The sequence below is a fragment of the Pseudomonas sp. MUP55 genome (assembly GCF_034043515.1).
In the GTDB taxonomy this organism is placed as follows: domain Bacteria; phylum Pseudomonadota; class Gammaproteobacteria; order Pseudomonadales; family Pseudomonadaceae; genus Aquipseudomonas.
Genome location: NZ_CP138214.1, coordinates 5,568,557 through 5,580,998 on the forward strand (window position 1 = coordinate 5,568,557; position 12,442 = coordinate 5,580,998).

Here is a 12,442-nt window from a genome sequence, read left to right on the forward strand (position 1 = left end):
AAGAGACGAACCTGATGCCCGTACCCGATCTGTTCCGCGATGGCCTGGCCCGTGGCTGGAAAACCCACAACGGCGCCGCCCTCGACAACGACCTGACCCTGGAAGCCGACGTGGCCATCATCGGCAGCGGCGCCGGTGGCGGCACCACGGCAGAAATCCTCAGCGCCGCTGGCTACAAGGTGCTGCTGATCGAAGAAGGCCCGCTCAAGACCAGCAGTGACTTCAAGCTGCTGGAAGACGAAGCCTATGCCAGCCTGTACCAGGAAGGCATCGGGCGCATGAGCAAGGACGGCGCGATTACCATCCTGCAGGGCCGGGCAGTGGGCGGCACCACGCTGATCAACTGGACCTCCAGCTTCCGCACGCCGGACGCCACCCTCGCCCACTGGGCCAGTGAATACGCGGTGAAGGGCCATAGCAGCGCCGAAATGGCGCCGTGGTTCGAGAGCATGGAACAGCGCCTGGGCATCGCGCCATGGGCCCTGCCGCCCAATGCCAACAACGATGTGATCCGCAAAGGCTGCGAAAAGCTCGGCTACAGCTGGCACGTGATCCCGCGCAATGTGCGCGGTTGCTTCAACCTGGGCTATTGCGGCATGGGCTGCCCGGTCAACGCCAAGCAATCGATGCTGGTAACCACCATCCCCTCCACCCTGGAAAAAGGCGGCGAACTGCTCTACCTGGCCCGTGCCGAGCGCCTCAAGTACAGCGGCGACACGATCAGCAGCCTGGAATGCGTGGCCATGGATGAGCGCTGCGTGGCGCCTACCGGGCGCAAGATCACCGTGAAGGCCAGGCATTACGTACTCGCGGGCGGCGGCATCAACAGCCCGGCACTGCTGATGCGCTCGGACGCACCGGACCCGCATTCACGCCTGGGCAAGCGCACCTTCCTGCATTTGGTGAATTTCTCCGCGGGGTTGTTCGACGAGGTCATCAACCCGTTCTACGGGGCGCCGCAGTCGATCTATTCCGACCACTTCCAGTGGCTGGACGGCACCACCGGTAAAATGTCCTACAAGCTCGAAGCGCCGCCCTTGCATCCAGGGCTGGCAAGCACCCTGTTTGGCGGCTACGGCGCGCAGAACGCCCTGGACATGAGCCGATTGCCCCATACCCACGCCATGCTCGCGCTGTTGCGCGACGGTTTTCACCCCGACAGCCCTGGCGGCGCCGTGGAATTGCGCGGTGACGGTACGCCGGTGCTCGACTACCAGGTTTCGCCCTACGCCTGGGACGGCCTGCGCCGGGCCTTTCACAGCATGGCCGAGATCCAGTTCGCGGCGGGCGCCAAATCGGTCAAGCCGCTGCATCACGACGCCCGGTACGTGAACAGCCTGGCAGAGGCACGTAGCGTGATTGACGGTTTGAACCTCGAGTTGCACCGAACCACCCTGGGCAGCGCCCATGTGATGGGCGGTTGCGCGATGGGTGAAGACCCGAAAAACGCGGTGGCCGACAGCCTCGGTCGCCATCACCAACTGCGTAACCTGTCGATCCATGACGGCTCGCTGTTTCCCACCAGCATTGGGGCAAACCCCCAGTTGTCGGTGTATGGATTGACCGCCCAACTGGCGTCAGCCTTGTGCGAACGTCTGAAAACAGCGTGAAAAAGCGTTCGATTCACGGCATCTATCTACATAAGTCGACTTGGCCGACCGGGATGGCTGCGATACCATCCTGTTCCCCAACGGACTCCGCCAGGACGACGCGATGAACCGAGTGTTGTACCCAGGAACCTTCGACCCGATTACCAAAGGCCATGGCGATCTGGTCGAACGCGCCTCTCGCCTGTTCGACCACGTGATCATCGCGGTTGCCGCCAGCCCGAAGAAAAACCCGCTGTTCCCGCTGGAACAACGCGTGGAACTGGCGCGTGAGGTCACCAAGCACCTGCCTAACGTGGAAGTGGTGGGCTTTTCGACACTGCTGGCGCACTTTGCCAAGGAGCAGAACGCCAATGTGTTCCTGCGTGGCCTGCGCGCGGTGTCGGATTTCGAATACGAATTCCAGCTGGCCAACATGAACCGCCAACTGGCGCCGGACGTGGAAAGCCTGTTCCTCACGCCGTCGGAACGTTATTCGTTCATTTCTTCGACGTTGGTCCGAGAAATCGCGGCTTTAGGCGGAGATATCACCAAGTTCGTGCATCCAGCCGTTGCCGACGCACTGACGCTTCGCTTCAAGAAGTAAGACCGCTTGATCGGCGCCCGCTCGCACTGCGGGCGCCAATGCGGCACAATTGCGCGCATTAGTTTCCAGATGCCTTGGCTGACAGCCCTGGCAGGAGTTTTCATGTCCCTGATCATCACCGACGATTGCATCAATTGCGACGTCTGCGAACCCGAGTGCCCGAACGCTGCGATTTCCCAGGGTGAAGAGATCTACGTGATCGACCCCAACCTGTGCACCCAGTGTGTCGGCCACTACGACGAACCCCAGTGTCAGCAGGTGTGCCCGGTGGATTGCATTCCGCTGGATGAAGCCCATCCTGAGACGCAAGCGCAGTTGATGGAGAAGTACCGGAAGATTACCGGGAAAGCCTGAGCTTCTTTAGTGCCTGTAAGGGCCTCATCGGGGGCAAGCCCCCTCCCACATTGAAATGCGTTCCAAGTGTGGGAGGGGGCTTGCCCCCGATGGCGCTATCAGCCATTACACAGCAATCAGCTCTGGCACCTGGGGCAAAACACACTCGCCCGCTGCCCCAGCACCACATTGCGCAACTCGGTCCCGCACACCTTGCACGCCTGGCCCCCACGGCCGTAGACGAACAGTTCCTGCTGGAAATACCCCGGCTGCCCGTCACCACCAATAAAGTCGCGCAACGTGGTACCGCCGCGCTCGATGGCAGCCGCCAGCACGCGCTTGATCTCGACCGACAGCTTCAAATAACGCGCACGGGAGATGCCGCCGGCCGCACGACGCGGATCGATCCCCGCCGCAAACAGCGCTTCCGTCGCATAGATATTGCCCACGCCCACCACCACCGCGTTGTCCATGATGAACGGCTTGACCGCCATCGACCGGCCCCGTGACAGTTGAAACAGCCGCTCGCCATCGAACAGCTCGGTCAACGGCTCCGGCCCCAGGCGAATCAGCAGCTCGTGGTTGTGCGGGTCCTGGCTCCAGAGCATCGCGCCAAAACGCCGAGGGTCGGTGTAGCGCAGGGCAAGACCGGACTCAAGCTCGATATCCACGTGCTCATGCTTGGCCGCCGGCATGCCGACTTCCACCAGGCGCAGGTTGCCCGACATGCCCAGGTGGCTGATCAAGGTGCCCACTTCGGCGTTGATCAACAGGTACTTGGCGCGCCGCTCCACCAGCACGATGCGCTGCCCGGACAGGCGCACATCGAGGTCTTCCGGGATTGGCCAGCGCAGGCGGCGCTCACGCACCACCACACGGCTGACGCGCTGGCCCTCCAGGTGCGGGGCAATCCCGCGCCGGGTGGTTTCGACTTCTGGTAACTCAGGCATGTGTACCTCGGGAAGAAAGGCTCAGTGCGCGCCCAATTCGCGGATCGACAACTTCATGCTTTCGAAGTCGTAGTCCGACAGGCCCACGTAATCCAGCACCAGGTGGCCGATCGCATCCCATTCACGGTCGATGCTCTGGTTGCCCAGCACCCGATAGGACGAACAGATGTGCTCGGCCATTTTGAGGATCGCCAGCAGGTTTTTAAGCACCGGGTTGCGCGACGTCTCATCGCTGAAAATCGCCAGGGCGTTGTGGTGATTGGCGATGGCGTCGGTCACATGCTCCGGCAGGCGCCAGGACTTGGCGGTGTAGTAGCCCACCACCGCATGGTTGGTGTTGAACGCGTTGTTCTCGGTGTCGACCACCCGGCAATCCGCGCCGGCATTGGCGTAGGCCTGCTCCAGGACCGTCATGTAATTCGGGAACCGCTTGAGCATCAGCGGTACGCCACAATCATGGAACAGGCCCAGGGCATAGGCTTCGTCAACTGCCTGGGAGCCGGTGCGCTTGGCCAGGGTGAGGCAGGTCATGGCCACATCCTGGGCGGTGTCCCAAAAGCGGTTGAGCGTGACGATGGTGTCGTCGCTCATCTCGCCCTTGATCGACAACGCATTGATCAGGTTGATCACCGAGCGGCTGCCCAGCAGGTTCACCGCACGCTGGATCGAGGCGATCTTGTTGCTCAGGCCGTAATACGGCGAGTTGACGATTTTCAGCAACGCACCGGACAAGCCCGGGTCCTGGGCGATCAGCCGGGCGATCACCTCCAGGTCCGGGTCGGGCATGTACTGCTCCATCTGCAAATCCACCATGATTTGCGGCTGGGGCGGCACGCTGATGCCTTGCAGGACCTGCTGAATCTGTTCGGCGGAAAGCTCTTGGGACATAAGTACACACTCTGGGCTAGGCGGGAATTCTACCCCTTATGCAGACGTGCCCGACACCCACAAACCGAACTGAAACCGGATCACATATGGGCATTCGGTTAATGCGACACCGTGGCGAGGGAGCTTGCTCCCGCTGGACTGCGCAGCAGTCCCATTGTTTGGGGCCGCTTCGCGGCCCAGCGGGAGCAAGCTCCCTCGCCACGGGTTACTTTCGCCTGCTTCTTAACTGGCTGGCGTCAGGGCTCGCCCCCTCCCACATGTCCGGCGGTGCCGCCAAGTAGTACGCAACACGGTATACTCCCGCTCTTTTTTCCGGAGCGACGTCATGTCCCTGCCAAGCCTGCGTCTCAAAGCCAACGCCGATCGTCGTTTGCGCAACGGCCACCTGTGGGTCTACAGCAACGAAATCGACGTGGCCGCCACCCCACTCCACGGCTTCCAGGCAGGTGACCAGGCTATCCTGGAAGCGGCCGGCGGCAAGACCCTGGGCATCGTGGCCATGAGCCCGAACAACCTGATCTGCGCCCGCCTGCTGTCGCGCGACATCAAGTTGCCGCTGGACAAATCGCTGCTGGTGCACCGCCTCAACGTGGCCCTGTCCCTGCGCGATCGCCTGTTCGACAAGCCCTTCTACCGCCTGGTCTACGGCGATTCCGACCTGCTGCCGGGCCTGGTGGTCGACCGTTTCGGCGACATCCTCGTCGTGCAGATCGCCTCGGCAACCATGGAAGCCCATAAGGAAGACGTGATCGCCGCGCTGACCCAAGTGCTCAAGCCGAGCGGCATCCTGTTCAAGAACGACTCCGCCGCGCGCGACGCCGAAGGCCTCAACCGCTACGTCGAAACCGTATTCGGCCTGGTGCCGGAGTGGGTGGCGCTGGAAGAAAACGGTGTGAAATTCGAAGCCCCGGTGATCCAGGGCCAGAAAACCGGCTGGTTCTACGACCACCGCATGAACCGCGCCCGCCTGGCGCCGTATGCCAAGGGCAAGCGCGTCCTCGACCTGTACAGCTACATCGGCGGCTGGGGCGTACAAGCCGCCGCATTCGGCGCCAGTGAAGTGTTCTGCGTCGACGCCTCCGCCTTCGCCCTCGATGGCGTCGAGCGCAACGCTGCGCTGAACGGCGTCGCCGAGAAAATGACCTGCATCGAAGGCGATGTGTTCGAAGCGCTCAAGGAACTCAAGGCCAGCGAAGAACGCTTCGACGTAATCGTCGCCGACCCACCGGCCTTCATCAAACGCAAGAAAGACATGAAGAACGGCGAAGGCGCCTACCGCCGCCTGAACGAGCAAGCCATGCGCCTGCTCAGCAAGGACGGCATCCTGGTCAGCGCCTCGTGCTCCATGCACCTGCCCGAAGACGACCTGCAAAACATCCTCCTGACCAGCGCCCGCCACTTGGACCGCAACATCCAGATGCTCGAACGCGGCGGCCAGGGCCCGGACCACCCGGTGCACCCGGCGATCGTCGAGACGCGGTATATAAAGAGCATTACGTGCCGGTTGTTGCCCAATAGCTAAGACTGGAACCTCCCCATGTAGGAGCGAGCTTGCTCGCGAAAAACCAGCAGGCGACACGGGCTGCCTGATAGCACTGCGTTATCGTTGACGTTTTTCGCGAGCAAGCTCGCTCCTACAGGGACGACGATCACAACCAAATGGCGTCCCATAGCGGGTATTGGCCAATGTGCTCGACCAAACCTGCACGCAAGGGATTGGCCACGATATAGCGGGCCATTGCCTTCAAGTCCTCTTCCCGACGTAGCGCCCGGTCGAAATAGCCTTTCTGCCAAAGCGTCCCGTAAGAGCATCTCGCACTGTTGATCGCGCGGGCACTTCGCGACTTGGTGATTCGCATCAGTCTGGGCAAGTCGCCATTGTGCAACTCCACCAGCCAGTGGAAATGGTCAGGCATGACCACCCAAGCCAGCGAAGTCGCCTCACCCTCTTCCTGAGCTTTTCTGAATTCGCTGACAAGCAGACGACCAATGCGCCAGTTCTGAAAAATTGACTGCCGTTGATGGGTAACCGCGGTAATCAGGTAGATACGACCCGATTCTGAATAGCGCCCAGTGCGCAGCCGATGAGCATTTTGCTGGGTGGACATTCCTTCGTCCTCTTCTGTGATTGGAAGAGAAACGGTAGGAGCCGAAGCGTCGACTAGCCTGTAAACAATAGTTCTGAATATGTCTTACCCCTGTAGGAGCGAGCTTGCTCGCGAAAAACCAACAGGCGATGCGCGCTGCCTGATAGCGCTGCGTTATCGTTGACGTTTTTCGCGAGCAAGCTCGCTCCTACAGGAAGACGGTGTAGAATCAGCCCTATTCATCGCCAGTCATCCCCGGCGGGTTTATGAGCTCGAGGCCCAAGCAAGCGGCGATCCCGCGACGCGAGTGGCAACTTCCGGACACACGGCCATTTTCTGAGTGCTCCAGTCGTCAATAGAAGCTCACTCCCTTTAGTACTTGATTAGCCGCCCGGAGTGCTCCAATGCCTGATTACCGCTCGAAAACATCCACCCACGGCCGCAACATGGCCGGCGCGCGCGCACTGTGGCGTGCCACGGGGATGAAAGATGACGACTTCAAGAAGCCGATCATCGCGATTGCCAACTCCTTCACCCAGTTCGTACCCGGCCACGTCCACCTCAAGGACCTGGGCCAGCTGGTCGCTCGCGAGATCGAACGCGCTGGCGGCGTGGCAAAGGAATTCAACACCATCGCCGTTGATGACGGCATCGCCATGGGCCATGACGGCATGCTGTATTCCCTGCCGAGCCGCGAGATCATCGCCGACTCCGTGGAATACATGGTCAACGCCCACTGCGCCGACGCTATCGTGTGCATTTCCAACTGCGACAAGATCACCCCCGGCATGCTGATGGCCGCCCTGCGCCTGAACATTCCGGTGATTTTCGTTTCCGGCGGCCCGATGGAAGCCGGCAAGACCAAGCTGGCCTCCCACGGCCTCGACCTGGTCGACGCCATGGTCATCGCCGCCGACTCCAGCGCTTCTGACGAGAAGGTCGCGGAATACGAGCGCAGCGCCTGCCCGACCTGCGGTTCGTGCTCCGGTATGTTCACCGCCAACTCGATGAACTGCCTGGTCGAAGCCCTGGGCCTGGCCTTGCCGGGCAACGGCTCGACGCTGGCCACCCACAGCGACCGCGAGCAGCTGTTCCTGCAGGCCGGCCGCACCATCGTCGAGCTGTGCAAGCGTTACTACGGCGAGAACGATGAGTCGGTGTTGCCGCGCAACATCGCCAACTTCAAGGCGTTCGAGAACGCCATGACCCTGGACATCGCCATGGGCGGTTCCACCAACACCATCCTGCACTTGCTGGCTGCCGCCCAGGAAGCCGAGATCGATTTCGACCTGCGCGACATCGACCGCCTGTCCCGTCACGTGCCGCAACTGTGCAAGGTCGCGCCAAACATCCAGAAGTACCACATGGAAGATGTGCACCGCGCCGGCGGTATCTTCTCGATCCTCGGTTCCCTGGCCCGTGGCGGCCTGCTGCACACCGACCTGCCGACCGTGCACAGCACGTCCATCGCCGAAGGCATCGCCAAGTGGGACATCACCCAGACTGACGACGAAGCCGTGCACACCTTCTTCAAGGCAGGCCCGGCCGGCATCCCGACGCAGACTGCGTTCAGCCAGTCGACCCGTTGGGACACTCTGGACGACGACCGTGAAAACGGCTGCATCCGCAGCGTCGAGCACGCCTATTCGCAAGAAGGCGGCCTGGCCGTGCTGTACGGCAACATCGCCCTCGACGGTTGCGTGGTGAAGACTGCCGGTGTGGACGAGTCCATCCACGTCTTCGAAGGCCGCGCCAAGATCTACGAGAGCCAGGACAGCTCGGTACGCGGCATCCTGGCTGACGAAGTCAAGGAAGGCGACATCGTGATCATCCGCTACGAAGGCCCCAAAGGCGGCCCGGGTATGCAAGAGATGCTCTACCCGACGTCGTACCTCAAATCCAAGGGCCTGGGCAAAGCCTGCGCCTTGCTCACCGACGGCCGTTTCTCCGGCGGCACCTCGGGCCTGTCCATCGGCCACGCTTCGCCGGAAGCCGCTGCCGGTGGCGCGATTGGCCTGGTGCAGGATGGCGACAAGGTGCTGATCGACATCCCGAACCGCTCGATCAACCTGTTGATCAGCGATGAAGAACTGGCCGCGCGCCGGGTCGAGCAGGACAAGAAAGGCTGGAAGCCGGTAGAGAAGCGTCCACGTAAAGTGACGACTGCGCTGAAAGCCTACGCCTTGCTGGCCACCAGCGCCGACAAGGGCGCCGTTCGCAACAAGGCAATGCTCGACGGCCTGTAAGCCCCACGCATAAAAATGCCCCGCACTTGGCGGGGCATTTTTTTGCCCGAGATAACCCCAGGAATAATGAAGATCCAATGTGGGAGGGGGCTTGCCCCCGATATCGGTGTGTCAGCAAAAATGAGCTGACTGAACAACCGCTATCGGGGGCAAGCCCCCTCCCACATTTACCGGCATACACCCGTGATTGATCGTTCCTACGCTCTGCGTGGGAATGCCTCTTGGGACGCTCCGCGTCCCGCCACCGCTGCACGTTTCGGCAATTGCGCACGGGTGACGCAGAGCGTCACGGGCTAGATTCACACGCGGGAGCGTGGGAGCGATCGTATAGATGAGCTGACTGAACAACCGCCATCGGGGGCAAGCCCCCTCCCACATTTTTTAACCGAATTCAGCCTGTTACTGGATTTCATCCGGCTTGACGATCACCCAGTTCTTGTCCGCCGTTACCGGCAAGCCTTCCTTGGCCTGCGCCGCCGCGTGCTTGGCCATCATGCCGTTGAGCTGGGTCATGTATTTGTCTTTGCGGTTGATCCACAGGTGGATGCCGCCCTTGGCCACGTCCACATCGTGAAACAGCATGTAGCCATCGCTGGTCGGGGTGTCACCGCCGACGATCACCGGCTTTTTCCATTCGTCGATGTAGGTGAGGATCGCCGCGTGCTTGCCGGCCATCCAAGTGGCGGGGGTCCAAAGGTAAGGCGTAAGTTCCAGGCCGAGGTTGGCCTTCTCGTCATATTTGCCGGCGGCGATCTGTTTGCGCGCGGTGGTCAGCTCGCCGGTTTTGCGGTCCTTGAGCAACGTACTCACGCCGATGACGTTCTCGGGTTTGACGTTGTAGCCATACTTCGGATCGGCGGCAACCATGCGCACCAGTTCCTCCGAGGCGGCCGTCATCACATACACCTCGATGCCGTTTTCCATCAACTTGTTGTACAGCTCGGCTTGGCCGGTGAAGACTTTTGGTGGCTGCACTTCGGACTGTTTCACCGTGTCGCCTTCAAAATAGCTGACCGGAACGGGTTTGCCCGAAGCCATCAGCTCGTCGACCTGGACCTTGAGCTCCTTGAGGGTGAAACCGGAAAACACCTGGGCCACCCACGGGTAGCACACCATGTCGTCCACTTCGCAGAGGCGATAGTAGTAGCTGAACAGGCTTTCCTTGTGCTCGGCGGTGTCTTTGAACGGCATCAGCTTGAGCGAAGGGTCGAGGCTGTCGCGGGTGATCAGGCCCTTGTTTTCCATGTACGGCAGCAAGGATTCTTCAAGGTCGTAGCGGTAGCTGGTGTTGTCCATGTCGAACACCGCGAAATTGCCCTTGTTGGCGTTCGCGGCGATCATCTCATTCAGTTGCTTGGCGGCCGGCGCCGGCCAGTGTTTCAACTCGGTGGCGGCAAACGCCTGGCTGGCAAGTCCCAGGCACAGAGCGGCGGCAAGCAGTTTCGGCGCGAGCTTCATAAGCGTTTACTTCCTGAGTGAAAGACACCGACGCTAACAAATCTGTGTGACAGTCCCCGCGTTGAGCGCGACGGCCTGCATCCTGATTCCGCCACAGCCATACGCCAGAGCGTCAAACCCTTATTCCAAAAACGACAGTCACCATTCCATATTGGTATTAAATCAATATATTTCAAGCTGTTAGGCTTCCCGGTTCACAGTCGCAGGCTCACGCGATTGGCTGCCTTCTCAACGGAGCTTCAATGAATCTTCCACTGATTCTCAACTTACTGGTGTTCGTGGCCCTGCTGCTGGGCCTGGCACAAACCGGCCGTACCCACTGGAGCCTCGCCAAGAAGGTGTTGTTCGCTTTGGTGCTGGGCGTGGTGTTCGGCGTGGTGCTGCACGCTATCTACGGTGCCGGCCACCCGGTGCTCAAGGCCTCCATCGGCTGGTTCGACCTGGTCGGCAACGGTTATGTGCAGTTGCTGCAAATGATCGTGATCCCGCTGGTGTTCGCCTCGATCCTCAGTGCCGTGGCGCGTCTGCACAATGCCTCGTCCCTGGGCAAGATCAGCTTCCTGACCATCGGCACCCTGCTGTTTACCACCGCGATTGCCGCGCTGATCGGTATCGGCCTGACCAACCTGTTCGGCCTCACCGCCGAAGGCCTGGTGGCCGGCACCCAGGAAATGGCGCGCCTGCAAGTCATCCAGAACGACTACGCGGGCAAGGTCGCCGACCTGAATATCCCACAGTTGCTGCTGTCGTTCGTGCCGGCCAACCCGTTCGCCGACCTGGCTCGGGCCAAACCGACGTCGATCATCAGCGTGGTAATTTTTGCTGCGTTCCTGGGGGTTGCCGCCTTGCAACTGCTCAAGGATGACGTGGAAAAAGGCCAGAAAGTGCTCAACGCCATCGACACCCTGCAAGCCTGGGTGATGCGCCTGGTGCGCCTGGTCATGAAGCTGACCCCGTACGGCGTACTGGCGTTGATGACCAAGGTGGTCGCCAGTTCCAACCTGCAGGACATCATCAAGCTCGGCAGCTTCGTGGTGGTGTCGTACCTGGCACTGGGCCTGATGTTCGTGGTGCACGGCCTGCTGCTGTCGCTGGCCGGCATCAACCCGCTGCGCTTCTTCCGCAAGGTGTGGCCAGTGCTGACATTTGCCTTCACCAGCCGCTCCAGCGCCGCCTCGATTCCTTTGAGCATCGAAGCGCAGACCCGCCGCCTGGGCATCCCGCAGTCCATCGCCGGTTTTGCCGCTTCGTTCGGTGCGACCATCGGCCAGAACGGCTGTGCCGGGCTCTATCCTGCGATGTTGGCGGTGATGGTTGCGCCGACCGTCGGCATCAACCCGCTGGACCCGCTGTGGATCGCGACACTGGTAGCGATTGTGACCCTGAGTTCGGCCGGTGTGGCAGGCGTGGGGGGTGGGGCCACCTTCGCCGCACTGATCGTGCTGCCGGCCATGGGGCTGCCGGTGTCGCTGGTGGCGCTGCTGATTTCCGTGGAGCCGCTGATTGATATGGGCCGCACGGCATTGAACGTGAATGGTTCGATGACGGCGGGGGCGATTACCAGCCAGATCATGGGGCAGACGGATAAAGCGTTGCTCGAGGCCGATGAGCATGGGCAGCTGGTCAGCTGAGCTGCAAGTTATCAGCCTCAAGCTGCAAGAAAGAGCACCGCGCTTTTACTTGCAGCTTGTAGCTTAAAACTAGTAGCTGCTCCTCTCCCAGACTTCAAAGTTGTAAGCCGGTTTATCCCCTTCGGCTGGGTTCTCCACATTCGACACCAACTTCCATTGGTTCGCATCAAACGCCGGAAACCATGCATCCCCTTCCGGGCTCAACGCCACCCGCGTCAGATACAGCCGATCCGCATGCTCTAGCCCCTGCGCATACAACTGCGCGCCGCCGATCAGCATCAGCTCATCGACGCCCTGCTCCAGCGCCCACGCCTCGGCGCGTTCGACCGCAGCCTCCAGTGACGCAAATACTTGCGCACCTTCAAGCACCAGGTCGGTTTGACGGCTGACCACGATGTTCAGGCGCCCCGGCAACGGTCGGCCCAGGGAATCCCAGGTCTTGCGCCCCATGATGATCGGCTTGCCGAGGGTGGTGGCCTTGAAATATTTGAAATCCCCCGGCAAGTGCCAGGGCATGCTGTTGTCGACGCCGATCACACGGTTTTCACCGAGGGCTGCGATCAGGCTTAAAGGGAGAGTCTTTTTCATGGCCACGAGAATACCAGAGCTGCGAGTCAGCGGTTATGCTCCAACCTCACGAACACAACAGGATGGCG

Annotated in this window: 11 protein-coding genes; 6 read left to right on the forward strand and 5 right to left on the reverse strand. The window is 61.1% G+C overall.

Features of this window, described 5'->3' with window-relative positions:
- The first annotated feature begins 14 nt into the window (after positions 1-14).
- The 3 genes from SC318_RS25210 (at position 15) to SC318_RS25220 (ending at position 2,547) form a co-directional block, all read left to right on the forward strand.
- On the forward strand, positions 15-1,610 hold the full coding sequence (locus SC318_RS25210) for a GMC family oxidoreductase (RefSeq protein WP_320428876.1): 1,596 nt from the start codon (positions 15-17) through the stop codon (positions 1,608-1,610).
- Positions 1,611-1,713: 103 nt separating this feature from the next.
- Entirely contained in the window at positions 1,714-2,193 is a 480-nt protein-coding gene (gene coaD, locus SC318_RS25215; protein ID WP_003176711.1) for a pantetheine-phosphate adenylyltransferase, read from the forward strand.
- Between the two features lie 102 nt (positions 2,194-2,295).
- Entirely contained in the window at positions 2,296-2,547 is a 252-nt protein-coding gene (locus SC318_RS25220; protein WP_124388620.1) for a YfhL family 4Fe-4S dicluster ferredoxin, read from the forward strand.
- A gap of 116 nt (positions 2,548-2,663) precedes the next feature.
- On the opposite strand, the gene mutM is transcribed toward SC318_RS25220, so the two are convergent.
- Both mutM and SC318_RS25230 read right to left on the reverse strand, forming a co-directional pair.
- The gene (gene mutM, locus SC318_RS25225) at positions 2,664-3,476 is read right to left on the reverse strand and encodes a bifunctional DNA-formamidopyrimidine glycosylase/DNA-(apurinic or apyrimidinic site) lyase (RefSeq protein ID WP_124388621.1); all 813 of its coding nucleotides are present in this window, start codon (positions 3,474-3,476) and stop codon (positions 2,664-2,666) included.
- A gap of 21 nt (positions 3,477-3,497) precedes the next feature.
- Positions 3,498-4,310 carry an HDOD domain-containing protein gene (locus SC318_RS25230; protein ID WP_320431289.1) on the reverse strand — a complete coding sequence of 271 codons (813 nt, stop codon included), beginning with the start codon at positions 4,308-4,310 and terminating at the stop codon, positions 3,498-3,500.
- 379 nt (positions 4,311-4,689) lie between these two features.
- Between SC318_RS25230 and SC318_RS25235 the strand changes: the two genes are divergently transcribed.
- Positions 4,690-5,886: a class I SAM-dependent rRNA methyltransferase gene (locus SC318_RS25235; protein WP_015886370.1), complete on the forward strand. Its 1,197-nt coding sequence runs from the start codon at positions 4,690-4,692 to the stop codon at positions 5,884-5,886.
- A gap of 127 nt (positions 5,887-6,013) precedes the next feature.
- On the opposite strand, the gene SC318_RS25240 is transcribed toward SC318_RS25235, so the two are convergent.
- A complete protein-coding gene (locus tag SC318_RS25240; protein ID WP_320428877.1) occupies positions 6,014-6,472 on the reverse strand; it encodes an REP-associated tyrosine transposase in 459 nt (152 codons plus the stop codon).
- Between the two features lie 383 nt (positions 6,473-6,855).
- On the opposite strand from SC318_RS25240, the gene ilvD reads away from it, so the two are divergent.
- A complete protein-coding gene (ilvD, locus tag SC318_RS25245) occupies positions 6,856-8,697 on the forward strand; it encodes a dihydroxy-acid dehydratase (protein WP_124388624.1) in 1,842 nt (613 codons plus the stop codon).
- 399 nt (positions 8,698-9,096) lie between these two features.
- Here the strand turns inward: ilvD and SC318_RS25250 are convergent, their stop codons facing one another.
- On the reverse strand, positions 9,097-10,155 hold the full coding sequence (locus SC318_RS25250) for a phosphorylcholine phosphatase PcpP (RefSeq protein WP_124388625.1): 1,059 nt from the start codon (positions 10,153-10,155) through the stop codon (positions 9,097-9,099).
- A 242-nt stretch (positions 10,156-10,397) separates the two neighbouring features.
- On the opposite strand from SC318_RS25250, the gene SC318_RS25255 reads away from it, so the two are divergent.
- The gene (locus SC318_RS25255; RefSeq protein ID WP_320428878.1) at positions 10,398-11,786 is read left to right on the forward strand and encodes an L-cystine transporter; all 1,389 of its coding nucleotides are present in this window, start codon (positions 10,398-10,400) and stop codon (positions 11,784-11,786) included.
- A gap of 69 nt (positions 11,787-11,855) precedes the next feature.
- Here SC318_RS25255 and SC318_RS25260 read toward each other — a convergent pair whose 3' ends face one another.
- Complete coding sequence (locus tag SC318_RS25260; protein ID WP_320428879.1) at positions 11,856-12,374, reverse strand: dihydrofolate reductase; 519 nt, start codon at positions 12,372-12,374, stop codon at positions 11,856-11,858.
- Positions 12,375-12,442: the final 68 nt, after the last annotated feature.

Coding starts and splice junctions, on each gene's coding strand:
- mutM (WP_124388621.1), bottom strand. CDS start 3,476: ATGCCTGAGTTACCAGAAGTCGAAACCACCCGGCGCGGGATTGCCCCG.
- SC318_RS25235 (WP_015886370.1), top strand. CDS start 4,690: ATGTCCCTGCCAAGCCTGCGTCTCAAAGCCAACGCCGATCGTCGTTTG.
- coaD (WP_003176711.1), top strand. CDS start 1,714: ATGAACCGAGTGTTGTACCCAGGAACCTTCGACCCGATTACCAAAGGC.
- SC318_RS25240 (WP_320428877.1), bottom strand. CDS start 6,472: ATGTCCACCCAGCAAAATGCTCATCGGCTGCGCACTGGGCGCTATTCA.
- SC318_RS25260 (WP_320428879.1), bottom strand. CDS start 12,374: ATGAAAAAGACTCTCCCTTTAAGCCTGATCGCAGCCCTCGGTGAAAAC.
- SC318_RS25255 (WP_320428878.1), top strand. CDS start 10,398: ATGAATCTTCCACTGATTCTCAACTTACTGGTGTTCGTGGCCCTGCTG.
- SC318_RS25250 (WP_124388625.1), bottom strand. CDS start 10,155: ATGAAGCTCGCGCCGAAACTGCTTGCCGCCGCTCTGTGCCTGGGACTT.
- SC318_RS25220 (WP_124388620.1), top strand. CDS start 2,296: ATGTCCCTGATCATCACCGACGATTGCATCAATTGCGACGTCTGCGAA.
- SC318_RS25210 (WP_320428876.1), top strand. CDS start 15: ATGCCCGTACCCGATCTGTTCCGCGATGGCCTGGCCCGTGGCTGGAAA.
- ilvD (WP_124388624.1), top strand. CDS start 6,856: ATGCCTGATTACCGCTCGAAAACATCCACCCACGGCCGCAACATGGCC.